At 57.4% G+C, this 25,086-nt stretch carries 21 protein-coding genes; 13 read left to right on the top strand and 8 right to left on the bottom strand.

Annotation, left to right across the window (positions count from 1 at the left end; translation table 11 throughout):
* Positions 1 to 17 precede the first annotated feature (17 nt).
* Positions 18 to 1,496: an iron-containing redox enzyme family protein gene (locus HMPREF1487_RS14285; protein WP_010797371.1), complete on the bottom strand. Its 1,479-nt coding sequence runs from the start codon at positions 1,494 to 1,496 to the stop codon at positions 18 to 20.
* A 146-nt stretch (positions 1,497 to 1,642) separates the two neighbouring features.
* Entirely contained in the window at positions 1,643 to 2,584 is a 942-nt protein-coding gene (locus HMPREF1487_RS14280; protein WP_010797370.1) for a DNA/RNA non-specific endonuclease, read from the bottom strand.
* A gap of 155 nt (positions 2,585 to 2,739) precedes the next feature.
* On the opposite strand from HMPREF1487_RS14280, the gene HMPREF1487_RS14275 reads away from it, so the two are divergent.
* From HMPREF1487_RS14275 to HMPREF1487_RS14250, 6 genes are all read left to right on the top strand, one after another.
* A complete protein-coding gene (locus HMPREF1487_RS14275) occupies positions 2,740 to 3,105 on the top strand; it encodes an ArsC family reductase (RefSeq protein ID WP_010797369.1) in 366 nt (121 codons plus the stop codon).
* 1 nt (position 3,106) lies between these two features.
* Positions 3,107 to 3,733, top strand: a complete 627-nt coding sequence (locus tag HMPREF1487_RS14270; protein WP_010797368.1) for a LysE family translocator — start codon at positions 3,107 to 3,109, stop codon at positions 3,731 to 3,733.
* Positions 3,734 to 3,759: 26 nt separating this feature from the next.
* Positions 3,760 to 4,800 carry a 2,3,4,5-tetrahydropyridine-2,6-dicarboxylate N-succinyltransferase gene (gene dapD, locus HMPREF1487_RS14265; protein ID WP_010797367.1) on the top strand — a complete coding sequence of 347 codons (1,041 nt, stop codon included), beginning with the start codon at positions 3,760 to 3,762 and terminating at the stop codon, positions 4,798 to 4,800.
* A gap of 105 nt (positions 4,801 to 4,905) precedes the next feature.
* Positions 4,906 to 6,111 carry an aminotransferase class V-fold PLP-dependent enzyme gene (locus tag HMPREF1487_RS14260; RefSeq protein WP_010797366.1) on the top strand — a complete coding sequence of 402 codons (1,206 nt, stop codon included), beginning with the start codon at positions 4,906 to 4,908 and terminating at the stop codon, positions 6,109 to 6,111.
* A complete protein-coding gene (locus tag HMPREF1487_RS14255) occupies positions 6,108 to 6,512 on the top strand; it encodes a SufE family protein (protein ID WP_010797365.1) in 405 nt (134 codons plus the stop codon). Before HMPREF1487_RS14260 ends, HMPREF1487_RS14255 begins: the two co-directional genes overlap by 4 nt.
* Positions 6,513 to 6,568: 56 nt before the next feature.
* Positions 6,569 to 7,525, top strand: a complete 957-nt coding sequence (locus HMPREF1487_RS14250; protein WP_010797364.1) for a DUF72 domain-containing protein — start codon at positions 6,569 to 6,571, stop codon at positions 7,523 to 7,525.
* Here the strand turns inward: HMPREF1487_RS14250 and tadA are convergent.
* From tadA to HMPREF1487_RS14235, 3 genes are all read right to left on the bottom strand, one after another.
* Positions 7,522 to 8,016 (bottom strand): tRNA adenosine(34) deaminase TadA, encoded by a 495-nt coding sequence (tadA, locus tag HMPREF1487_RS14245; protein WP_010797363.1) that lies wholly within the window; start codon positions 8,014 to 8,016, stop codon positions 7,522 to 7,524. The two genes, HMPREF1487_RS14250 and tadA, sit on opposite strands and share 4 nt — an antisense overlap.
* Positions 8,017 to 8,030: 14 nt before the next feature.
* Complete coding sequence (locus HMPREF1487_RS14240; protein WP_010797362.1) at positions 8,031 to 9,401, bottom strand: multicopper oxidase family protein; 1,371 nt, start codon at positions 9,399 to 9,401, stop codon at positions 8,031 to 8,033.
* 123 nt (positions 9,402 to 9,524) lie between these two features.
* A complete protein-coding gene (locus HMPREF1487_RS14235; protein WP_010797361.1) occupies positions 9,525 to 10,523 on the bottom strand; it encodes an HTH-type transcriptional regulator GntR in 999 nt (332 codons plus the stop codon).
* Between the two features lie 271 nt (positions 10,524 to 10,794).
* Between HMPREF1487_RS14235 and HMPREF1487_RS14230 the strand changes: the two genes are divergently transcribed.
* From HMPREF1487_RS14230 to HMPREF1487_RS14215, 4 genes are all read left to right on the top strand, one after another.
* The gene (locus tag HMPREF1487_RS14230) at positions 10,795 to 12,579 is read left to right on the top strand and encodes an IlvD/Edd family dehydratase (RefSeq protein ID WP_010797360.1); all 1,785 of its coding nucleotides are present in this window, start codon (positions 10,795 to 10,797) and stop codon (positions 12,577 to 12,579) included.
* A gap of 71 nt (positions 12,580 to 12,650) precedes the next feature.
* Entirely contained in the window at positions 12,651 to 13,811 is a 1,161-nt protein-coding gene (locus HMPREF1487_RS14225) for a fumarylacetoacetate hydrolase family protein (RefSeq protein WP_154982405.1), read from the top strand.
* A gap of 168 nt (positions 13,812 to 13,979) precedes the next feature.
* Entirely contained in the window at positions 13,980 to 15,623 is a 1,644-nt protein-coding gene (xylE, locus tag HMPREF1487_RS14220) for a D-xylose transporter XylE (RefSeq protein ID WP_010797358.1), read from the top strand.
* Between the two features lie 25 nt (positions 15,624 to 15,648).
* Positions 15,649 to 16,419: an SDR family NAD(P)-dependent oxidoreductase gene (locus tag HMPREF1487_RS14215; protein ID WP_010797357.1), complete on the top strand. Its 771-nt coding sequence runs from the start codon at positions 15,649 to 15,651 to the stop codon at positions 16,417 to 16,419.
* Between the two features lie 63 nt (positions 16,420 to 16,482).
* On the opposite strand, the gene guaA is transcribed toward HMPREF1487_RS14215, so the two are convergent.
* Positions 16,483 to 18,060 (bottom strand): glutamine-hydrolyzing GMP synthase, encoded by a 1,578-nt coding sequence (guaA, locus tag HMPREF1487_RS14210; RefSeq protein WP_010797356.1) that lies wholly within the window; start codon positions 18,058 to 18,060, stop codon positions 16,483 to 16,485.
* A 99-nt stretch (positions 18,061 to 18,159) separates the two neighbouring features.
* Positions 18,160 to 19,629, bottom strand: coding sequence for an IMP dehydrogenase (guaB, locus tag HMPREF1487_RS14205; RefSeq protein ID WP_010797355.1), 1,470 nt, complete (start codon positions 19,627 to 19,629; stop codon positions 18,160 to 18,162).
* Between the two features lie 279 nt (positions 19,630 to 19,908).
* On the opposite strand from guaB, the gene HMPREF1487_RS14200 reads away from it, so the two are divergent.
* The 3 genes from HMPREF1487_RS14200 to xseA all read left to right on the top strand — a co-directional run bounded on the left by HMPREF1487_RS14200 (position 19,909) and on the right by xseA (position 24,424).
* Positions 19,909 to 21,930, top strand: coding sequence for a TonB-dependent siderophore receptor (locus tag HMPREF1487_RS14200; RefSeq protein WP_083603043.1), 2,022 nt, complete (start codon positions 19,909 to 19,911; stop codon positions 21,928 to 21,930).
* A 109-nt stretch (positions 21,931 to 22,039) separates the two neighbouring features.
* Entirely contained in the window at positions 22,040 to 23,011 is a 972-nt protein-coding gene (locus tag HMPREF1487_RS14195; protein WP_010797353.1) for a D-2-hydroxyacid dehydrogenase family protein, read from the top strand.
* A gap of 33 nt (positions 23,012 to 23,044) precedes the next feature.
* Entirely contained in the window at positions 23,045 to 24,424 is a 1,380-nt protein-coding gene (xseA, locus tag HMPREF1487_RS14190; protein ID WP_037030794.1) for an exodeoxyribonuclease VII large subunit, read from the top strand.
* A 3-nt stretch (positions 24,425 to 24,427) separates the two neighbouring features.
* On the opposite strand, the gene grxB is transcribed toward xseA, so the two are convergent.
* Positions 24,428 to 25,072: a glutaredoxin 2 gene (gene grxB, locus HMPREF1487_RS14185; protein WP_010797351.1), complete on the bottom strand. Its 645-nt coding sequence runs from the start codon at positions 25,070 to 25,072 to the stop codon at positions 24,428 to 24,430.
* Positions 25,073 to 25,086: the final 14 nt, after the last annotated feature.

Here is a 25,086-nt window from a genome sequence, read left to right as displayed (position 1 = left end):
GCCCTGTCCTTGGATGGTCAGTTGAAAAGCTTGTTGAAGAGGCGTGTGGCCAACAATCCAGAGGCGGTATGGTGATTGGCTGGCGACATCATCTCGATCAGAAGCGCCATACCCGCTTCGCGAGTCGGCTGGCACGCCAAGCGTTGCTCCAGGGCCGCGGCTTCGCTGTCAAAGTCATTTACCTCTGCAATAGAGGCATTTGAGGCCGCATTATCGCCTGCGCTTTGACAAAGCGCTTCCTGCTGGCGCTGCTTAGCGCGAAAGCTCAGCTCCCGCTTAGGCAAGATAGCAACTCGGTCCTGCCCTGCCTGGTCCTTGGCTATTACCTTGGCACCGGTGTGCACCAGATCACCCGCAATCCAGTCATGGATAAGCTGCTGCTCATAGGCAGTAAACACACCAAACATTTCGGCACGCTCACCTTGTATGAGCTTCCAGAAACGGCTGTTTTGTGGGTCTTCATGGCGCTTGATCCAGCCTTGAGCCTCCATGGCTTCAAGAAAGGCCGGTATCTGAGCTGGATCGGCCAGCCACTCACTTACATTGCGCCCACCGATTCGGCAGTAATCAGAATGCACGTATTTGCCGACGGTGCTTTTCTCTGCCAGTAGCGAAATAACTTCCTGTTCAAGATCGAACGAGCCAATGACAGACGTTGTGCCTGCGCCCAGGTTATTGAGCAGATAGCCCTGAGCTACACGTCGATAGAATGCTTCGCGACCTTCTACCGGCATGGCGTCATGAACGGCCTGCAGGGCCTTCTTTGCATGACCGGTACCGGCGTTATCGACCGTCACGTGCAACGTAAAGTAATAGGGATCGATCCCAAGCTCATTCAACTCGTAAGAGGTAATGAGCAGATGAAGCGGCAACTGTTCATAGCCGAGGTTGAATCCAATGATCTCGGGCAGGAAATGCTCGGCGTTATAGGCCAGCGCCAGCTGGATCGCACCCTGAACATAATGATCATCGCTCAGGCCATCCCAGTCTTCACAACCGTTACTGGCCAGCAATTTCTTATACAGGACGACATGATTCTTGTCTGGCAAACCCTCGCCCAACTCTTCCAGATAGATCTGGATAGGTGCAGTGAAGCGGGTGTCATTCCAGCGCTGCAAAATACCGTACAGCCAGGCGCCGTCTACTAGTTTGGTCGGGGCAACCCCTCTCAAAAAGTAGAGCGCATGAGATTTACTCGTGAAATAACGACGAGGGGCGCCTGCCTTCCGGGACTTGAGATAGGCTCGGTACTCCTGACCTACCTGCTCGGTACTTTGTAGCATCCAGCGCTCTAGCCCTTGCGGATCCTCCGGCAAATCGGATGGCATAGGTCCAGTCGCACTCAGCTGCTCGTCAAGATAGTGCCGAGCCCTTTCGAGCGCGTCAGCCGCGGGCTTCTGTTCAAGCAGAGAAAAATAAAGATGACGGGATGGCTCAAGGGCGTACGACGTTAACACAGCCTGCCGGCTCGTCGTGGCTCGTGTAGTGGTCTGCATACGTCAGCACATCTGGCAGTTAATAATTGTACAGGTTGTACAATTTGGCCCCTGCCTGGCGGGTGAGTTCCTTACCTTGTGTCCGCTTGGCAGAAAACGATTGCAGCTCAAGAGGCCAACGTCTTGAGCTGCAAGGCGTTAAGCCATCAAAGCCGTATGTCGGCCAATGTGTGAAGCTCAGCCTCAATCCGTGTCCCTGTCATGGCCTCCTCGTTGGAAAAACCGTCGTAACGGGAGAGTGGGCCAAAATTGATACCTGTCAGCTGTTCGATACGACGAACACTGCGCTGATAGGTTCGGAAGCGTCCGAACGCGGCATCCAGCTGTCCCAGCTCGCTAGATTGATCGATCATGTAGGCGGTTGCAGATGGTTTTCCGTCATCGGATAAAAAGGCGACTACCTTCCAAAAAGCAGACGGGATCAGCACACCTCGATAGCGCCGGTCATCGTCCCGGAAAACCGGCCCGGTAAATACCGTTGCCCGCTCCTTCCAGCGCCGGGTGTTTTCCAGCAGGTAGTTTTCCAGATCCAGCCAGTTCTTCTGATTGAAGCCGGCCATCTGCGGAGAGCAGTTGGTGAAATGAAAGGTGTCACGGTTGGCAACTTCCGCCTCATTCCCCCAGTTAGGGTCCTCACGACGAACAAGGTGTCCGCGATCCAGCAGGTTATTGGCGTACAGGTCTTCGCCAATCTGGGCTTCCAGCGGGATACGTCCGTCATAGGACCAGCGATCTTTGCCCCGCTCGACCGAAACGGACTGAGCACCATTGATATTGACGCCAACGTAGAACGCCAGCCGGCGTGACGCCGACATGGTGATGGAGAAATGCATATAGTCGAGTCGATTTTCGGCGGAACCTGAAACAGGCAGCACGTCCCCGGCACGCTCATCGCTCATGGTAGGCCAGGGTACGCTGAATTCACCAAGAAAGTCGGCGGCATATCCTGGGCGCCCGGACAGCGACTCGGCATCAGTGATACGAGGGCCCTGCTGCCTGGCCTCAAGATCAACCGCAGGCGCTGCCTCTTGCGGTGCGAGTCGGCGCATATCGCTCAGTCTGGGTCTGTGGTTCAGGTCGATCGCCATTTCTTCATATTCCTATCGTATAGAGTGCATAGAGAGCTTAGGCAATGCCTTGGCGCCTTGTTATAGATTGCGTCGATAGGCGCACAGCCCACCTCTACATGGCATACTCTGACATTCCTATTTGGCGATTACTTTACAAGGGTGGGAGGCCAGGAATGCCCGACACGAACGGCACATTGAGTTTGTATGGCATAAAGGCCTGCGACACCATGAAAAAGGCGCGCACATGGCTCGACAAACATGGCGTGACCTATCATTTTCACGACTACAAGGTCAGCGGCATCGACCGGGAAACTCTTTCAACCTGGTGCCGTGAGCTTGGTTGGGAAAAGGTGCTGAACCGCGCTGGCACTACGTTCAGAAAACTGCCTGACGAACAAAAGGCAGATCTTGACGAGGCCCGTGCCATCGAGCTCATGTTGGCGCAGCCCTCCATGATCAAGCGTCCTGTACTGGACCTGGGAGAGCGTCGCGTACTAGGCTTCAAGCCGGAACTCTACTCGGCTGAACTGGACCGCTGACATGTCGATTGCCTGGGCACTATTCATACCTTCCTGTTTCGCATTGAACATGGCGCCTGGGCCGAACAATCTGCTGTCCGTCAATAATGCTGCCCGCTTCGGCTTTGCAGCGGCCTGTATCGGCACCTTGGGCCGACTGATTGCCTTTGCCGGCATGATCGCGCTGGCGGGCTCAGGCCTGGCGCTCGTATTGTTGACGTCGGCCTGGCTCTTTACTGCGATCAAGCTTGTAGGTGCGATGTACCTCATCTGGACTGCCATCCGCTTATGGACTGCCAACACCTCGACGGACGCTCCATCTCCTGACGAAGTCATCAAGGCAGACCTCTGGAAGTTGATGCGTCAGGATTTTCTGATCGCTGCAGGCAACCCCAAAGCTATTTTGCTGTTTACCGCGTTTCTTCCGCAGTTTGTAGTGGTGGGTGAGCCGCTTGGGCAGCAGTTTACTCAATTGGGCGCAGCGTTTCTGATCATGGAATGCTTCGCCATCGCAATTTACGCCTTCGCCGGAGCACGTCTCGGCCGCCTGTTGGCTGGTGAGCGTGCCAAGCGTCTGTTCAACCGTGGTTGTGCCGCCCTTCTGGGTAGTGCCGGTGTGGGATTACTTCTCAGCCGGCGTCCGGCCTGACCTTATTTGTTTAGAAGGAAAGTTTCATGTCTCAGAATGTGTTCAGCCTGGCCTTTGGTGTCGGCACGCAAAATCGCGACGGCGCCTGGCTCGAAGTCTTCTATGCCCAGCCCCTGCTGAACCCCTCGGCAGAACTGATTGCGGCCATCACGCCGGTTCTCAATTATGCAGGCGGGAACCAAACCATCGCCTTTACGCCGTCTCAGGCGCGCTCTCTGGCCGATGCCTTGCGTGGCGTAGAGAACGCTCAGACTCAGATGGCCCTGCTAACCCGTCTGGCTGAAAGCGCCAAGCCGCTGGTTGCCACGATTCTGGCGGAAGACGCTGCGCCCTCCTCAACGCCTGAGGCGTACCTGAAGCTGCATTTGCTGTCGCATCGCCTGGTCAAGCCGCACGGCGTCAACCTGAGCGGCATCTTTGCCCTGCTGCCGAATGTTGCCTGGACCAATCAGGGTGCCATCGACCTGGCAGAACTGCCTTCCGAGCAACTGGAAGCCCGTCTGCGCGGCAAATTGCTGGAAGTGTTCTCCGTCGATAAATTCCCCAAGATGACCGACTATGTCGTTCCCAGTGGCGTGCGCATCGCCGATACCGCCCGTGTTCGTCTGGGCGCTTATATCGGTGAAGGCACAACCGTCATGCATGAGGGCTTCGTAAACTTCAATGCCGGTACGGCGGGCCCGAATATGGTCGAAGGCCGCGTCTCGGCGGGTGTATTCGTCGGCAAGGGTTCGGATCTGGGCGGCGGCTGCTCCACCATGGGTACTTTGTCTGGCGGTGGCAATATTGTGATCAGCGTTGGCGAGGGCTGCCTGATCGGTGCCAACGCGGGCATCGGCATTCCGCTGGGTGATCGCTGCACAGTGGAGTCCGGCCTGTATGTAACAGCGGGCACCAAGGTGATTGTGCTGGATGATCAGAACCAGCAGGTACAGGTGGTCAAGGCGCGCGATCTGGCAGGCCAGAATGATCTTCTGTTCCGCCGCAACTCCCAGACCGGCGCGGTCGAGTGCAAAACCAACAAGAGTGCAATCGAGCTGAACGAAGCCCTGCACGCGCATAACTGAGTCATGGAACCCGGTACCTTGGTACCGGGTCCAGACCTGTAAGTAGGCCGCCCGCCGGCTCACGGCCGGGCGGCTTTTTTTCATCCGTTTCCAAAAGTTGAAGCCATGACATTGCCCTCCCCCTGGCGCACCGACTTTCCGGCCCTTGCTGCCTTTGAAGAAGACGGCATCACCTATCTGGACACTGCGGCCACAGCGCAAAAGCCCAAGGCTGTACTGGATGCGCTCACAGCGTACTATGCCCGCGGCGCCGCCAATATTCATCGCGCTCAGCACCGCCCTGGCGAGCGCGCCACCCAGGCCTATGAGTCCGTACGCGACAAGGTGGCCCGCTGGCTAGGCGCTTCCAATTCTAGGGAAGTCGTGTTTACGCGCGGCACGACGGAAGGGCTCAACCTGATAGCCTACGGGCTTGAGCATCACTTCAAGCCCGGCGATGAAATTGTGGTCAGTGCCCTGGAGCATCATGCCAACCTTCTGCCCTGGCAGCAGTTGGCTCGGCGCCAGGGGGTAGAGTTGATCGTATTGCCGCTTACAGACTCGGGCCATATCGACCTCAATCGAGCCAGTGAACTGATCGGCCCACGCACGCGTCTGGTTGCCATCAGCCAGCTGTCGAACGTATTGGGAACCTGGCAGCCGCTGGCCGAGCTCTCCCGTCTGGCCCACGATCAAGGCGCCTGGTTCGTTGTGGATGGCGCTCAAGGCGTGGCTCATGGCCGCCACAGTCCCAAGGACCTGGGCGCGGATTTCTATGTATTTTCTGGCCATAAGCTCTACGCACCAGAGGCCATAGGGGTACTCTGGGGACATGCCGAGGCCCTGGCAGCTCTTGCGCCTTGGCAGTTTGGTGGCGAGATGGTGCGTAACGCCGATTATCAACACGCTGAGTTTCATTCTGCTCCCATGGGGCTGGAGGCCGGGACACCGCCTGTTGGTGCAGCCATTGGCTTGGGAGCAGCATTGGATTGGCTCAGCGCACAAGACGAGTCATCCATTTTTGGTCATGAGCAGGCGTTGTGCGTGAAACTACAGGCCGGACTGGCGGCTCGCGAGGGCGTTCGTGTATTGGGCGAGCCGCAGATTGCCCTGGCCAGCGTAGTGGTTGATGGCATACATGTGGCTGATCTTTCCCATATGTTGGGCGAGCAAGGCATTGCCGTGCGGGCGGGCAATCATTGCGCCATGCCGCTGTTCAAGCGCCTGGGCGAGGCAGGCTCGCTGCGTATTTCGCTTGGTCTGTATAGTGACTCAACGGATCTGGAGCGCTTCTTCATGGCGCTGGATAATGCCTTGGAGCTACTACGATGACAGGTTTGACGACTGAGGCGCAGGCTGCGCTGGATGCCTTCTCTTCCGCCAACGGGTGGGAAGCTCGTTCACGCCTCTTGCTGCAGTGGGCGACACGCTTGCCCGATGTTGAGACCCGACGAGACGAAGATCGGGTCTATGGCTGTGAAAGTCAGGTCTGGGTCACTCACAAGCAGGATGGAGAGCAGCACTTCTTTCGAGCGGGCAGCGATTCTCGCATTCTCCGTGGCCTGCTGGCTGTACTCTTGGTCCGAGCCAATGGACTGACCCGAGAAGAACTGGCCGTGCTGGATATTCATGACTGGCTGGGCCAACTAGGGCTGGAGCGGCAACTCTCCGCCTCTCGTGGCAATGGCCTACGTGCGGTAGTCGAACGCATGCGAACGCTGGCTGAAGCCTAGCCGAACCCCACTCCCCTCCGCGCAGTCCGAAGAAGAGACGAGTTGAGGAGTTTTCTATGGCTGCGCAGATCCGTATTGGTATTTCCGGCTGGCGCTACGTGCCTTGGCGGGGTGTTTTCTATCCTGAAGGGCTGACTCAAAACAAGGAGCTGCGCTTTGCCTCACGGGCGCTGTCTACAATCGAGATCAATGGCTCCTTCTATTCGCTTCAGCGCCCTCAGAGCTACGCCAGCTGGTATGCAGAAACCGGTGAAAACTTTCTTTTCAGCGTCAAAGGTCCGCGCTACATCACGCATATCCTGCGCCTAAAAGATATCGAAAAAGCGATGGCCAATTTTCTGGCCTCCGGCATCTTTGAGCTCAAGGAGAAACTGGGACCTATCCTCTGGCAGTTTCCAGCTAATTTGAAGTTCGAGCCTGAGCGGTTTGAGGCATTTCTAAAGCTCCTGCCTCAGGACACCCAGACCGCCCAGGCGCTCGCCCTGCATTGTGAGGCGCGCATGGAGGGCCGCTGCAGCCTGAGTATCGATGCCAACCGACCCTTGCGCCATGCCGTCGAGATCCGGCATGAGAGCTTCATCGACCCCGCTTTTGTCGAGCTACTGCGGCGCTATAACGTGGCGCTGGTAATTGCCGACACAGCGGGCAAATGGCTGTACCGGGAGGATGTCACAGCAGACTTTCTTTATATACGCCTGCACGGTCACGAGCAGCTCTATTCAAGCCGCTACTCGGATGAAGCGCTGCACTATTGGACGTCTCGCATTCAGGCTTGGGCGCAAGGTGGAGAGCCGGACGATGCCCAGCTGATTGACCAGGCACATCGATTGCCCACACAGGAGAGCCGAGACATCTACTGCTATTTTGATAATGATGCCAATGTCCACGCGCCGTTCGATGCCGACCGGCTCACAGTGGCGCTAGGCCTGAAGGAAAGCCTGGGCAAATGGGATCTAAGCCTGATTGGCGAGGAGGCCAAGCCGAAGCGAAAGAAAAAGGCCAATGCGCCTTAGGATTTACTCCGACGCGCCCGGAAGAAGTCGGTCAGCAAGGCGCCACACTCTTCAGCCAGAAGGCCGCCCTCAACGATAACGCGATGGTTCAGGAAATCCTGCTTGAAAAACTGCCCACGGCTTTCTACCGCACCGGCACGCGGTTCACGTGCACCATACACCAGACGCTGGATCCGGGCGTGCACCAGAAGCCCTGAACACATGCTGCACGGCTCAAGGGTTACATACAAGGTAGTGTCCGGCAGACGATAGTTTTCCAGCGCCAGGGCCGCTGCACGAATGGCCTGCATTTCTGCATGGGCGCTGGGGTCATGGCCAGTAATGGGCTGATTGAAGCCGCGTCCGATGATCCGTCCGTCATGAACCAGTACCGCACCGACAGGCACCTCACCCAGGGATGCGCCTTCAGCTGCCAGCGCCAGCGCCTCTCGCATGAAAAGCTCATCCTGACTACGGTCGATAATGGGAGGGAAACGGCGCATACGATTCATGACAAGCTCAAACGTCAGCTGACCTCAATGGTCCCCATGAGGCCGGTTTCCATGTGGTCGATCACATGGCAGTGAAGCATCCATTGTCCCGGATTATCGGCCATCAGCGCTACCCGAGCTGTCTCGTTCTTGCCGAGCAGGTAGGTATCGGTATAGTACGGCGTCACGGGATGCCGGTCCGAACTCAAGACCTTGAAGGTCAGCCCATGCAGATGCACAGGATGGAAATACTGGGCCATGTTACGAAACTCAAGGATGTAACTCTGCCCAAGCTTGAGCTTCGCCAACGCTGGATGCGGGTCCCCTTCCTTGTGCTCGCCACCGGCCTGGCCGTTGATCTGCCAGTACATCGCCTTGCCGCAGTACGCCGGGTCGCTGGCCAGAGTCGCTACCCATTCGAAGCGAAAGTTTACGGTTTCCGCGCGTTCAAGGTCCGGCTCGCTGACAGGGTTGGGCGGCAAGGGCCGCGGCCATTCTCCAGACTGGGCGCCCTGATCGGTAGACCCCAGGGTGGCCAATCGCAGCGGGCCGTTACGCAGGGACACCGTTGTCCCGGCTGCCGGTACCCTATATGCCAGATCGATGCGCATACCAGGGCCTAGCAGGTACTCATCGCCAAACGCCCGAGGCTCGATGGGATGGCCGTCCAGTGCATAAATACGCGCCTCGACATCCGTCAGGTTCAATCGGTAGGTTGCCGTGTTATCCACATTCAGAATGCGCAAACGCACCACTGCGCCCGCGGGTAGATCAATAGTGGGAACGTGCTTTCCATTTACCGTGGTCAGCCGACCCAGCGTGCCTACGCGAGCCGCCTCTCGAGGAATGCTGAACGCTGTAAAGGCTCCTTGATCATCCACATGCCAGTTCTTCAGGCACAACGTCATGTCGTGCGCAAAGCCGGTCGGCTCACGCTCTTCGACAATAAGCGGTCCTTCCAGGCCTCGCCCCAGTTGCTCACTGCTGGCGACATGCGGGTGATACCAATAGGTTCCGGCGTCCGGCGTCTTGAACTGGTAAACGAAACTCTCGCCCGGTAGCACCGGTGCCTGCGAGATATACGGTACGCCATCCATCTCGATGGGCAGACGGATGCCATGCCAGTGAATCGTGGTGGGCTGATCAAGATGATTAGTGAAGCGGACACGCAACCACTCGCCTTGCCGCGCCCGGATTTCCTTGCCTGGAAATTGGCCGCCATAGGCCAGCGCAGGCGTGACATGCCCTGGCACCAACTCGACATCCAGCGGCGCCGCGATCAGCTCGTAGTCATATGCTTTGGCCACCTGTGGCCGCCCCAGCCACCAGCGAGCGCCGCCAGCGCCTACCCCTACCACAACCAGACCGGTCAAACCGCCGAGCACCTGGCGCCGCGTGAAAGACATGAAATGCAGTCCCTCGGGAAATTGGAGGAGCGCACAATACACCCGATTTCACTCAAAGATAAGAAGTACTCTCAATTAAGTAAGCGGAGACGCACGCTTTCAGACTGATGGGAGATGAGCGACCTAGGCCCTGGGATCAAGCCGTGTCGTTTCGCGGTGAACGATTTCAAATCCCAGGTCTACATGACGCTCCGGCCTGTCCTGCCCCGCCAGATGAGCGACAAGCAGCTCTGCGGCCTCACAACCGATGCGATAGCGTGGTGTTGCCACAGTCGTGAGCGGCGGAGACGTCCAGGCCGACCCGTTTAGGTCATGGAAGCCCATGATGGCCATGCGGTCGGGAACGGCAATACCCAGGCGGCCGCATTTGAAAACAGCGCCCTGCGCCAAGTCATCATTGCAAAAGAACAGCGCCTCACAATCGGAATGTGCACGGTGCATCCGCTCAAACAGCTCTGCCCCCAGTGCCAGGGAAGAGTTGCTGGTCACAAACAGCTCCCGCTGTGGATCATATAACCCGGCTTCCTCAAGCGCCTGGCGGCACCCATCCCGACGCCGCAGCGTACGTGGATCGCCCTGCGCGCCAATGATGCCGATACGTCGATAGCCGCACTCGATCAGATGACGGGCCGCGGCATACCCAGCGGCAAACTGGGAAAACCCTACGCTCCAACAATCGTCCCGCGTCAGGGTTTCGATGGTATGCACCGTTGGAATCTGCTGTTGTTCCAGCAATGCCCATAGCCCGGGCGTATGGTCGATACCCGTCAGGATCACCCCATCCGGGGAATGCTGCAGATAGGTACGCAGCAGGTGTTCCTCCTGTTCGAGCGAGTAGCCGGTTATGCCGATGAGCAGGTTATAACCATGCCGGTCGAGCCGCTCCTTGATGCCGACCAGGATGTCGACGAACACGCTATTGGTAAGCGAGGGGATCAACACGACAATATTCTGGGAACGTGCCGACGCCAGGGCCATAGCGGCTTGGTTGGGGACGTAGCCCAGCTGGCTGCATGCTTCGAGGATCTTGTCACGCACCGGCACGGCGACCTTTTCCGGCGTCTTGAGCGCTCGGGAAACCGTAATCGAACTCACGCCAACGTGTTCCGCTATGTCCTGCATCGTGACTCGTCTACGAGCCGGTTTCCGGTTTCTCATCATCCATACCGTTATAAGCACAGCTGATTTTAGCGTCAAAAGAGGTCTTTACAAACAAAATGTAGGCGCTAACATCGAAATGTAGGCGCTAACATTCGCTTGATAAAAACAATAGTGGTGAACGCATCATGTCCCTGCCCCTCATACGTCCTTTTCCAGCACAGCGTCTGCTACCTGTCATCGCTCCGGGGCGCTCACTGCGCCCCTTCACCTCTGATCTGAAGAACAACAAAGCATGAGTGAACCCACACAACGCCGACTACGCAGCCAGCAATGGTTTGATGATCCTGCCCATGCCGACATGACCGCGCTTTATGTCGAGCGCTATATGAACTACGGACTGACCCGTGATGAATTGCAATCGGGCCGACCTATTATCGGGATCGCCCAGACAGGTAGCGACTTGGCCCCCTGCAACCGCCACCATTTGGAACTTGCCCAACGCGTCAAGGCCGGCATTCGCGACGCAGGCGGAATTCCCATGGAGTTTCCGGTGCACCCGCTCGCTGAGCAGAGCCGGCGGCCTACCGCTGCGCTGGATCGAAACCTGGCTTATCTGGGGCTTGTGGAGATTCTGCACGGCTATCCGCTCGATGGCGTGGTGTTGACTACAGGCTGCGACAAAACCACCCCGGCCTGTCTGATGGCAGCCGCCACGACAGATCTTCCTGCCATCGTGCTTTCCGGCGGTCCCATGCTGGACGGCTGGCATAACGGCAAGCGTATCGGCTCCGGAACCGTGCTTTGGCATGCACGTAACCTATTTTCTGCCGGGACGATCGACTACGAAGGCTTCATGGAAATGACCACGGCGGCCTCCCCGTCCATCGGCCACTGCAACACCATGGGCACGGCCCTCTCCATGAACTCACTGGCCGAGGCGCTCGGCATGTCGCTGCCTGGGTGCGCCAGTATTCCGGCTGCCTACCGCGAGCGTGGCCAGATGGCCTACGTCACAGGCAAGCGCATTGTCGACCTGGTGAAAGAAGAAATTCGTCCCTCGCAGATCATGACGCGAGAGGCATTCGAAAATGCCATCGTGCTGGCTTCGGCCCTAGGGGCTTCCAGCAACTGCCCTCCACATCTGATCGCGATTGCCCGCCACATGGGTATCGATCTGAGCCTGGAAGATTGGCAACGCCTGGGCGAGGACGTCCCGCTGCTGGTCAATTGCATGCCGGCGGGTGAATACCTGGGTGAAAGCTTCCACCGCGCGGGTGGTGTACCGGCCGTGCTTCACGAACTGGATAAGGCCGGTTTGATCCATCGGCACTGTAGTACCGTCTCCGGCAAAACCATTGGCGAAATCATCACGCAGCATCAGACGCTGGATAACGATGTGATCCGTCCCTGTGAATCGCCCCTCAAACATCGCGCCGGGTTTATTGTCCTGAGCGGCAATTTTTTCGATAGTGCCATCATGAAGGTCTCGGTTATTGGTGAAGCGTTCCGTCAGACCTATCTGGCCGAGCCAGGCAAGGAGAACACCTTCGAGACGCGTGCGATTGTCTTCGAGGGGCCTGAGGATTATCACGCCCGTATCAACGATCCCAGCCTGGAAATCGATGAGCGCTGCATCCTGGTCATTCGCGGTTGCGGCACAGTGGGATACCCCGGCAGCGCCGAGGTGGTCAACATGGCGCCACCTTCAGAACTGATCCGTCGAGGCATCGATTCACTGCCCTGCATGGGTGACGGACGCCAGAGCGGCACCTCAGCCAGCCCGTCTATTCTCAACATGTCACCCGAAGCAGCTATAGGCGGCGGACTTGCCCTGCTCAGGACAGGGGACCGCCTGAGGGTCGACCTTAATGCACGACGGGTCGAACTGCTGATCGATGAGGATGAACTGGAGCGTCGGCGCGGTGAGGCCTTGCCCAGCATTCCGACCTCTCAGACCCCCTGGCAGGAGCTCTACCGCAAACTGGTCGGGCAGTTATCGACTGGCGGCTGCCTGGAGCCAGCCACCCTGTATATGCGAGTGATCACCGAAAACGGTGCCCCTCGCCACTCCCATTGAGCAAGGAGAACCGCATGTCTTCCTACACGCCTTCACATCCCCTGACGGCGGCCTATCAAGCGCCTGACGACATGGCCGCAGGTACCTGGGTCGGCCGTGTCTGGCTACCCGGCTCCACCGCCGGCCCTGCCGTGGTGCTCGTCAAAGAGCAGGCGGTGTATGACATCAGCACCTCGGTTTCGACCGTATCCGCGCTGATGGAACTGGACAACCCTGCTGCCTATCTTCATGAGCTGCCATTGCCAGCTCCCCTGATAGACCTGCCAGGTCTGCTCGCCAATAGCGACAGCCGCGAGCGTGATGAGAGCAAGCCCTGGCTTCTCGCACCGATCGATCTACAGGCTATCAAGGCAGCCGGTGTCACCTTCGCGGCCAGTCTGCTGGAGCGCGTCGTCGAAGAACAGGCCAAGGGCGATCCGGGCAAGGCGGCTGACATCCGCGCCTCATTGACTGAGCGCATCGGCGTTGATCTATCCGACATCGTGCCAGGATCAGATCAGGCAGAAGCGCTACGAAAGGTACTCATCGAGCAGGGCCTATGGTCTCAATATCTGGAAGTAGGTATAGGGCCGGACGCCGAAGTGTTTACCAAGGCCCAGCCTCTTTCAGCGGTAGGTTACGGCTCAGACATTGGTATTCACCCCAAATCCACCTGGAACAACCCAGAGCCTGAGATTGTGCTGTTGGTCTCCAGTACGGGCAAAGTTCAGGGCGCGACCTTGGGTAACGATGTAAACCTCAGGGATTTTGAAGGTCGTAGCGCTCTGCTGCTGTCCAAAGCCAAGGACAATAATGCTTCAACAGCCATCGGCCCTTTCATTCGTCTTTTCGATGAAAGTTACGGCATCGACGATGTGCGCTCGGCAGAGGTTGACTTGCGCATTCACGGCGAAGACGGCTATCTGCTGGAAGGCCACAGCTCCATGCGCCAGATCAGCCGAGACCCACTCGATCTGGTCGCGCAGACGCTTAATGCCAACCACCAGTACCCGGATGGGTTTGTCCTGTTTCTCGGTACCCTATTCGCTCCACGCCAGGATCGCGATCAACCCGGCGGTGGCTTCACTCACAAGCTGGGCGATGTGGTCATGATCAGCACATCGCGTTTGGGCACGCTGAGCAACCGGGTCACCACCAGCGACCAAGCTGCCCCGTGGTCCTTTGGCATTCGCTCACTAATGGACAATCTTCAGCGCCGCGGCCTGCCTTTGAGCGTTGTTCCTCTGCAGTGATCCATCAGCCGCCCTGTATTTACCTGAACTGTTCAGCCTGACTGCTCCAGGCTGAACCTGCCTCATTACTCAGCACAGTTTTCTGATTCGCAAGGAGGCGGATCGTTGTACTCCAGGGAATCGCTAACAAATACAAAAACCGGCTGCCTCCACAGCCTAGGAGACAACATGAACCGTGCCAAATCCTCTGGATTCTTGGTATTCGTCACTATTGCCGCAGCATTCGGCGGCTTGCTGTTCGGCTACGACACTGCCGTGATTTCCGGTGCTGTAGAACCGATACGGATGCACTTTATTGACCCGTTGTTTCAAGACCCGATGCAGGCCAGTCGGGTCGTCATTGAGTTCAAGAACACGCTTTTGCTCAGTACCCTGCTTGTGCTTGCCTTAAGTATCTATTACTTCATGCGGCTTTACGGACGCATGCGTGGCTTAGTATTTGCTGCGATTGTTTCCGCTATTACGGGCTGGCTGTTCTACAGGCAAGTTTTCATTCTTCCTGATGAAATCACGCCTAATCTCGCCAACTCTATTACTGGATTTACCATTGCATCAGCCCTGCTAGGCTGCGTAATCGGGGGCTTTTTTGCGGGCTATATCAGCCAGCGTCTAGGCCGTCGCAACGGGCTGATCCTAGCCGCCTTGCTTTTTATCGTATCGGCTATCGGCTCCGCCTTGCCTGAAGTCGTCAACGTATTTGGTATTGAGCACATCAGCGCCTTTAACCTATATAGGATCATAGGCGGAATAGGGGTTGGTATTGCCTCCATGCTTTCGCCTATGTACATCGCTGAAATTGCTCCCAGCCACATGCGTGGTCGCCTGGTGTCGTGCAACCAGTTCTGCATCATTTTTGGCATGTTATTGGTGTATTTCGTCAATTACTTCATTGCCCGCGGCCAAACTACGGAATGGCTGAGCCAATACGGCTGGCGATGGATGCTGGGCTCAGAGATCGTACCGGCTTTCGCCTTTATGGCGCTTCTTCTCAAGACGCCTGAAACACCCCGTTATCTCGTCATGAAAGGCCAAACGGGCCGTGCCATGGAGGTACTTGAACAAATCAACGGCTCTGCCGCAGCACAAACCATTCTTAATGAGATTCGTCTGTCCTTCCAGCAGAGCCACCGTGAAGCGCCCTGGCTCTCTTATGGCGGCACCCTCATCCTGATTGCCATGCTGCTGTCCATCTTCCAACAGTTTGTGGGCATCAATGTGGTGCTGTACTACGCGCCGGAAATCTTCAAGAACATGGGTAGCCAAGCAGACGTCTCGTTGATCCAGACCATCATTGTTGGTGCAGTCAATCTGATCTTCACGGTTGTTGCCATCGTTTTAGTAGATCGTGTTGGGCGTAAACCCCTGATGATCATCGGCGCGCTTGGAATGGCCGTTAGCATGCTGGGGCTAGGTACAGCGTTCTACCTCCAAAGCCTAGGCATTACTGCCCTGTTGATGATGCTGGTGTACGTAGCCGCCTTTGCAGTTTCCTGGGGGCCTGTGGTGTGGGTTCTGCTTTCAGAGATCTTTCCTAACAGCATTCGAGGCGCCCTTTCCATTGCTGTCGCTACTCAATGGTTAGCCAATCTACTGGTGTCCTGGACGTTCCCCATGATGAACAGCAATGCCTGGTTGAACGACCTTTTCAACCACGGCTTCGCCTATTGGGTATATGGCGCTATGGGCCTGCTGGCCGCTGTATTTGTCTGGCGTTGGGTCCCAGAGACAAAAAACAAAACCCTGGAAGAAATGAATGCTGCCTGGTCACCTCGGACGCCTTCAGCATCCGACTTGGTCGCCGAGCGCGCCTAATTCTTGTCCATACAGAGAAATCTAAATGACTCAAGCAACTGCACAGTACCCTAGCCTCAAGGACCGCACCGTTTTCATTACGGGTGGCGGCAGCGGCATCGGTGGTGCCCTGACTCGCGCCTTTCACACACAAGGCGCACACGTCGCCTTTATCGATATCGACGAGCAGGCCAGTCAGCGCCTGATAACTGAGCTGGAGACCGAAACCGGCCAAGCCCCCTGGTTTCGCCGCTGTGATATCCGAGACATCGATAGTCTTCAGGAAGCCATAAGGGACGCAGGACAAGCGTTGGGGCCTATCCGTGTTTTAATTAACAACGCTGCCAACGATGATCGTCACGATTGGCGCGAAGTGGATATCCAATACTGGGACAACCGCATGGCCATCAACCTGCGCCCCATGTTTTTTGCTATCCAGGCCGCTGCGCCACAGATGATCCAGGCTGGCGGCGGATCGATCATCAACTTTGGCTCTATCAGCGTCCAGCTTGCGCTTGGCGGGCTGGCAGCCTATGTCAGTGCCAAAGCAGCGGTACATGGGCTGACACGAACCTTTGCGCGGGATCTAGGTGTCGATGCTATTCGTGTCAATACGGTTGTGCCAGGCTGCATCATGACCGAGCGTCAACTGGAGAAATGGATCACGCCGGAAGACGAAGCCCGTATTCAAGAACACCAGTGCCTCAAACTGCGCCTGCTTCCTGAGCACGTTGCCCCTAGTGTGTTGTTCCTCGCGGCGGATGACAGTGCCCAACTGACAGGGCACGAGTTTCCTGTCGACGGTGGCTGGGGCTAAAACGGATCGGCTAAAAGCACAAAGGCCACCTTTCTAGGCGGCCTTTGTGCTTAATGCGTCAGATCATTCCCACTCGATCGTTGCCGGCGGCTTGCTCGACACGTCGTAGGTCACGCGGGAAATGCCGTCAATCTCGTTGATGATGCGGTTGGAAACCTTTTCCAAGAGCTCATAAGGCAAGTGAGCCCAACGCGCGGTCATGAAGTCGATCGTTTCCACAGCACGCAGGGCCACGACCCAGGCGTAACGGCGGCCATCGCCAACCACACCAACCGACTTGACCGGCTGGAATACTACGAAAGCCTGGCTGACTTTGTGATACCAATCAGCCTTGCGCAGTTCGGTGATGAAAATGTCATCCGCGCGACGCAGCAGGTCGGCGTATTCCTTTTTCACTTCACCTAGGATACGCACGCCCAGACCCGGGCCCGGGAAAGGATGGCGGTACACCATGTCATAGGGCAGACCCAGCTCCAGACCAATCTTGCGGACCTCATCCTTGAACAGCTCACGCAGCGGCTCGACAAGCTTCAGGTTCATCTCTTCCGGCAGACCACCCACGTTGTGGTGGGACTTGATCACGTGCGCCTTGCCCGTCTTGGCGCCAGCAGACTCGATCACGTCCGGATAGATAGTGCCCTGTGCCAGGAACTTGATGTTTGGCAGCTTGCTAGCTTCTGCATCGAACACGTCGATAAAGGTGCGGCCAATGATCTTGCGCTTCTTCTCTGGGTCGGCTTCGCCTTCCAGATTGGTCAGGAAGCGGTGCTCGGCATCGGCACGAATGACCTTCACGCCCATGTTCTCGGCAAACATGGCCATGACCTGATCGCCCTCATGCAGACGCAGCAGACCGTTATCGACGAAGACACAGGTCAGCTGATCACCGATGGCCTTGTGCAACAGCGCAGCGACCACGGAAGAGTCCACACCACCGGACAGCCCGAGCAGCACGTTGGCGCTACCAACCTGGGCACGAACCTGGGCAATGGCGTCTTCAACGATATTGGAGGGTGTCCACAGTGCTTTGCACTGGCAGATATCCAACAGGAAGCGCGACAGGATACGGCCGCCCTGCTTGGTATGAGTCACTTCCGGATGGAACTGCACGCCATACCAGCCGCGCTTTTCGTCACCCATGGCTGCAATGGCGCAGCTTGGAGTGCTGGCAACGATATGGAAACCTTCCGGCAGGTTGGACACCTTGTCGCCATGGCTCATCCAAACATCCAGACCGAGGACGCCATCGTCGTCGATATGGTCTTCGATACCGTCAAGCAAGCGGCTCTTGCCGACTACATCGACTTTGGCATAACCAAATTCGCGAACGTTGGAGCCTTCGACTCTGCCGCCCAGCTGCTCGGCCATGGTTTGCATGCCATAGCAGATGCCTAGCAGCGGAACGCCCAGCTCGAATACGGCCTTGGGTGCGCGAGGGCTGTTGGCTTCATGTACCGATTCCGGTCCGCCGGCAAGGATGATACCGCGAGGGGCAAAGGCACGGATGTCGGCGTCATCCATATCGAAGGGATGGAGTTCGCAGTAAACACCGAGCTCACGCACACGGCGTGCGATCAACTGGGTGTACTGGGAACCGAAGTCGAGAATCAGAATACGGTGAGCGTGGATGTCTTGGGACATGGCCATTTCTCATGAGCGGTAAGAACAGACGATTCGGGGCCGTCCATGACAGCCCCGAATCTCAACATAAAACACCCAGCGAACCTATCGTCGCGGCAATCAGCCTACGCGGTAGTTGGGCGCTTCTTTCGTAATTTGCACATCGTGTACATGGGATTCCGCCATGCCGGCGCCGGTGATGCGAACGAATTGAGGCTTGGTACGCATCTCCTCGATCGTGGCGCAGCCGGTGTAACCCATGGAGGCACGCAGGCCACCCATCAATTGATGAATAATAGCGGCTAACGGACCTTTGTACGGTACGCGACCTTCAATGCCTTCCGGTACCAGCTTTTCAGCACCGGACGCGGAGTCCTGGAAATAACGGTCGCTGGAGCCCTGGCTCTGCGACATCGCACCCAGCGAGCCCATGCCACGGTAGGACTTGTAGGAGCGACCCTGGAACAGCTCGACCTCGCCCGGTGCTTCTTCGGTACCAGCGAACATGGAGCCCATCATGACACAGTAACCGCCCGCCACGATGGCCTTGGACAGGTCACCGGAGAAACGGATGCCACCGTCAGCGATCAATGGAACACCTGTACCTTCCAGCGCAGCGGCAACGTTGGCAATGGCGGAGATCTGCGGAACCCCCACACCGGCCACGATACGCGTGGTGCAGATGGAGCCCGGGCCGATACCGACCTTGACGGCATCGGCGCCTGCATCAGCCAGTGCCTTGGCCGCTTCGCCGGTCGCGATGTTGCCACCGATGACCTGAACCTGCGGATAGGTTTCCTTGACCCAGCGTACACGCTCGATCACACCCTTGGAGTGACCGTGAGCGGTATCGACCACAATAACGTCAACACCGGCAGCAACCAGTGCAGCCACACGCTCAGGTGTCTCGGCGCCGGTACCGACGGCAGCACCGACACGCAGGCTGCCCGCTTCGTCCTTGCTGGCGTTCGGATAGGCCTTGGCTTTTTCGATGTCCTTGACGGTCATCATGCCTTTCAGGTTGAAGGCCTCATCGACGATCAGGACCTTTTCCAGACGGTGCTTGTGCAAGAGCTCGCGCACTTCCTGCTTATTGGCACCTTCGCGAACGGTAACGAGACGCTCCTTGGGAGTCATCACATCGCGCACCGGAATATCGAGGCGGTTTTCAAATCGCACATCACGGGAGGTGACGATACCGACCAGATCACCGTTGGCCAGGACCGGTACACCCGAGATGTTGTGCTGACGCGTCAGGTCGAACAGGTCGCGGACGGTTGCGCTGGCATCGATCGTGATCGGGTCCTTTACAACGCCAGCCTCGAAGCGCTTGACCTTGCGGACTTCAGCAGCTTGCTGCTCGACCGTCATGTTCTTGTGGATGATTCCGATACCGCCTTCCTGGGCCATGGCAATGGCGAGACGGGACTCGGTTACGGTATCCATCGCAGCGGATACCAGGGGAATGTTCAACTCGATACCGCGCGTGAGGCGGGTCTTCAGGCTGACGTCTTTTGGCAAGACATCGGAATAACCGGGAATCAGGAGAACGTCGTCGAAAGTCAGGGCTTCTTGGCTGATGCGCAGCATGGCAGGGGCTCCCGGGCGGGAAAAATAAGAAGCGCGACATTATACCTGTCCTAGAGGAAAGCCTCAACGTAGGCATGAAAGTTGCCGCTCCGTTTACATGGGAAACAATATCAAATTAGAATAATTATCATTACCGAATCATGAGCACCTATCTTGAAAGCCTCGCCACGCCCCTTCGGCCATGTCCGGCAAATACCTTTTCTTCTTTCCCTGCTTGTAGGTTACATCGCTGCGTACACCCTACCCGCCCAGGCGGAAGACTACGTCGACCTGTCTTCCATGGAAATCCAGGCAGATATGCCTCAGGTAGAAGACGGGTATACAGCCGTACAGGCAGGTACAGCCAGCAAGAGTGACGTGCCGGTCAAGGAGGAAGCACAGTCTATTGAGGTCGTAACGCCTGAAATCATTCAGGACTACGACGTTCAGTCGCTGGATGATGCGATGAAGTTTGTCAGCGGCGTCAGCCAGGGCAATACCTTGGGGAACACCAAGGATTCATTGGTCAAGCGGGGATTTGGTACGAATGCCGACGGTTCGATCTTTCGCGATGGCGTACGCTCAAACCTGTCCCGCAACTTTGGCCCTACCAGTGAGCGGGTCGAAGTTCTCAAGGGCCCGGCTTCTCTTCTTTACGGAGCACTTGAGCCGGGTGGATTGATCAACGTAGTCAGCAAACAGCCTCAGTATGTGCAGAGCACTACCTTTGGCGGCTCGGCCTTCAGCGAAGGGGGCGGTAGTCTGAATATCGACACTACCGGGCCTGTGGGCGATACCGGTTTTGCGTATCGCCTGATCGCCGAGCGGCAAAGCGAGGACTATTGGCGCAACTATGGTGTCAATCAGCACACCCTCATCGCTCCTTCGCTGAGTTGGACCGGTGAACGCGCCAGCGTGACGCTGGCCTATGAATACAACGACTATACGAGCCCGTTTGACCGCGGCACGGTGTTTGTTGATGGCCATCCGGCCAGTATCAGCTACGACAAGCGCCTGGACGAGAAATGGGCCAAGACGACCGGCATCAGCGAGACTGCAACGGCTCGATTCGAGTATCAGCTTAGCGACGAGTGGAAGACGCGTCTGACCTACGGTTGGAATAACGACCGCTATAGCCTCGCCATCGCTCAGCCGGTCTCGGTTACGTCCAGTGGCGAACTTCTGCGAACAGCCAATGGCGGTCATTATGATTACGAGACCACCTACACCAGCTGGGACTTTATTGGGAAACAGGACTTCCTGGGCCAGCGCCATGATTTATTGATCGGTATCGATCATGAAATGAATGATCAGTACAGGGGCAAGACCTACCGCAATAGCACTGACTCCCGCCGTAACATCAATATCTATTTACCCACCTATGGCAAGCTTGCCGAGCCCAGTCAGATCAGCGCTACGCAAAGCAATGCACGCAATGAGCTTGAGTCCACCTCGCTTTATTTCAAAGATAACTGGCATCTGGATGATCGCTGGATTCTGGTCTTGGGAGGTCGCTATCAGCAATTCGAGCAATATGCTGCCCAAGGGTTGGGAGCAAACCGAAAGCCTAGTCTGGATAGAGACGATCAGGTAGTTATCCCGTTTGTTGGTCTAGTTTTTCAGGCAACCGACGCCTTGTCGCTCTACGGAAACTACAGCCGCTCCTTTGCTCCCAACACCACCGTGGACGATCTCAATCAGACATTTGATCCGGAAAAAGGACGCAGCTATGAACTGGGTGTCAAATACACTCTGGCGCCAGGCCTGAATCTGAACGCAGCCGTATTCGATATCGAAAAAGACAATGTAGTGAGCACCCGCACGGTCAACGGAAACTCCATAGGCAGCGCGGGCAAAGTGAGCGCTCGTGGGCTGGAACTGGACATCACCGGGCGGTTGTCCGAGCGTTGGAACGTCATCGGCACCTATGCCTATACCCGCACGCGCATTCTGGAAAATAACAGCAATCCCACCTGGGAAGGCAACCGCCTCAATCAGGCACCTGAACATACGGCCGGCCTGTACCTCACCCATCATTTGCAGGTGCCGTCCAACCTGGGTGACTGGCATACCGGTGCAGGTGCGCGTTATGTAGGGGAACGTGCAGGTGACGACGAGAATAGCTTTTATATGAGCAGCTATACCGTCGCTGACGCCTTCCTGCGCTGGGACTTGCCTGTGCATGGCTATAAAGCCAAGCTGCAACTCAACGTCGACAACCTGTTTGACAAGCATTACTACCCCTCCAGCACCGGTAGCGCATTGCAGGTCAATGTGGGCGAGCCTCGTACGGCGCGCCTGAGTGCCAGCGTGACCTTCTGAGGGCATCAGATTATCCGTCTGGGCACCCTGCCCAGACGGCCCATCCCACCTAGGCGGCTCTCTGTTCTTATGCTCAACTGTCGGCACAAGAACACAACGGAGCGCCGCCATGCACATCGTCATCCCGGACGACTATCAACACGTTGTCGAAACCCTGGACTGCTTTACCCTGCTCGAACGTGCCGGGCATACCGTCACGGTCTATCATGATGCCGAGCGTGACCCAGCCGTTCTGATCGAGCGCTTTCGAGAAGCCGATGCGCTGGTGCTGACCCGTGAGCGAACACATGTCGACGAGGCGCTGCTGTCCCATCTACCCCGCCTCAAGCTGATCAGCCAGACCGGCAAGGCAACCGGTCATCTGGATGTCGCAACCTGTACTCATCGCGGAATTGCGGTGGTGGAAGGCACCGGCTCGCCCATCGCCGCTGCCGAACTGACCTGGGCGCTGATTCTCATGGCGCGGCGCAAGCTCAAACCAGCCATCGATGCCTTTTATGCCGGTGGCTGGCAGGTCAATCTGGGCGAACGCCTGAACGGCCAAATTTTGGGTATCTGGGGCTACGGCAAGATTGGGAAGCTGCTCGCCCGATATGGTCAGGCCTTTGGCATGCCTGTTCTGGTGTGGGGCAGCGAGGCTTCGCGGCGGGCCGCACTGGCGGACGGTCATCGCGCCGCCGACAGCCAGGAAACCTTCTTTGCCGAGTCGGATGTACTGAGCCTGAATCTGCGATTTTCAGACAAGACCCGCCATATCGTCCGTCGTGAGGACTTGGCGTTGATGAAGAAGTCAGCCCTTTTGGTGAATGCTGCCCGTGCAGGTCTGATCGAGCCGGGCGCACTGCTTGAAGCTGTCGAGGCAGGTCGCCCAGGCTATGCCGCGGTAGACGTATATGAAGAGGAGCCCGTACCGGCCGGCCATCCCCTCCTTTCCCACCCCAACATCCTGTGCACGCCTCATCTGGGTTACGTAGAGAAACACAGCTACGAACTCTACTTTGGCGAAGCGTTTGCCAATCTGATCGCCTTCTTTGCGGGCGAGCCGGAAAATGTCGCGAACCCAGACGTGCTGGGTCGCTAGCATCCAACCGACGGCGGGCTTATGATGCCCGCCATGCTTAACGATCCTTTTCAACGTCTCGGCCTCGACCGTGAGGTCCTAACCGTCAGCCAGCTCAACGGCCGCGCCCGTGTTCTGCTGGAAGACGTCTTTTCTCAGGTCTGGGTGGAAGGCGAGATATCCAATCTTGCCCGCCCCGCCTCCGGCCATATCTACTTTACCTTGAAGGATAAGGACGCCCAGGTACGGTGCGCCCTCTTCCGGCAGAACGCCGTGCGTGTCAGGAACCTGCTCAAGGATGGCATGGCGGTGAAGGTTCGCGGCAAGGTCTCCCTGTTCGAAGGCCGTGGTGATTATCAGCTGATTCTGGAAACCCTGGAGCCAGCAGGTGACGGGCTCTTGCGACAGGCATTCGAAGCCCTGAAGCAGAAACTGCTGGGCGAAGGCTTGTTCGCGCAAGAGCGAAAGAAACCGCTGCCGGGCCATCCGTGCCGTATCGGAATCGTGACCTCACCGACTGGAGCGGTCATCCGCGATATCGTCAGCGTTTTCAAGCGCCGTGCGCCACAGGTCGAGCTGGTCCTGATACCTACGGCCGTGCAAGGACGTGAGGCAACGGCCCAGATCGCTCGTGCGTTGCAAACTGCAGACGTGCAGGGTTTCGATGCGATCATTCTGGCCCGGGGCGGTGGCTCCCTTGAGGATCTATGGTGCTTTAACGAAGAGCAGGTTGCCCGCGCTGTTGCAGCCGTTCAAACGCCTATCGTGAGTGCGGTCGGGCATGAGACGGATGTGTCGATTGCCGACTTCGTGGCCGACGTACGCGCCCCGACGCCCTCCGCTGCCGCAGAACTATTGGCCCCTCACAGCGGGGACCTTAAAAACCGCCTGGACGCGCTGTATCGGCGCCTGGTTGTCCGCATGGGTGAGCGGCTCAGCCGTGAGCAGTTGCGCTTGGAAAACATGACGCGTCGGCTTAAGCATCCGGGTGAGCGGCTGCGCCAGCAAGCACAGCGTATCGATGATCTGGACATGCGCCTGCGCCGCGCCTTTGTCATCGACATGAACCGGCGGCGGGACCGCCTTGCCCATGTCGAGACGCGACTGGCCGGCCAGCATCCGGGCCGTCAACTTGCTTTGCTACGTCAGCGGCTGGATCAACTGGCCCAGCAGCTTCCGCGCTGCATGGAGCGTCAGCTCAAGGAGCGTCGTCAGCGCCTGGCCGCCCAGGTTCAAACGCTGCATATCGTCAGCCCGCTTGCCACTCTGGGTCGTGGTTACAGCATTCTGCTCGACGAACGCGGCCACGCCATCCGGTCCGCCGATCAAACGCGTAATGGCCAGCGCCTCAAAGCCCGCCTGGCTGAAGGCGAGCTGGATGTTCGGGTGGAAGACAATCATCGGGAACCAACGACGCTCTCCCTGCTGGACTGACCATTAGCAGGCGCGACTGAAAAACGTTTCTACCTGAACACGTGCGCTCAGCTCGTCAACATAGCGGCGTACCGAGTCAGGCCACTCCAGCCCAGCCGTGACGCTCAGGCCTCGCAGAATTGGAAACAGGTTGAAGTCATCCAGCAGGAGCTGCGGACGTACCGGGTCAAGGCCGTACATCTCAACTAATAGCGTCAAGCGGTGGTTGATGTCTTCAATGGCCTGCTGGCTGTTTGACAGGGCCGCATTGAAATCTCCGATGATCTGGCTTTTCTTCTCGACAAACAGCGCGTGAGCCTCACGCGAGCCCATCTCCTTGAGGCCGATCTGTGCCCAGCGCGGATAGCCCAGCTGCTGAAACGACGGCAGGGCAGATTCAATCCAGGCGGTTACAGCTTGTGAATGGGCCTGTTCGATCATTGGTCTGTCATCGAGATGATCAAGATAGTGAACAATCGCCAGACTTTCCGTCATGGCGGTCCCGTCGTCCTTTACCAGGATCGGGACAGTCTTCTTGCCTACCAAACGCTCAGGGGTGGCTGCATCGTCATACAACAGCACCTGAAGCGTTGCATCGAGTTGCTTGAGGCCCAGCGCCATACGCGCCTTGGTACTGAAGGGACAGTGTTCGTAGTAGTAGAGCTTCATGAGGCTTCTCCTTG

Source organism: Pseudomonas sp. HPB0071, from assembly GCF_000478505.2.
GTDB classification, from domain to species: Bacteria; Pseudomonadota; Gammaproteobacteria; order Pseudomonadales; family Pseudomonadaceae; genus Chryseomonas; species Chryseomonas luteola.
Note: the sequence above shows the minus strand (reverse complement) of the source record. Positions and strands in the feature narration are given on the sequence as shown.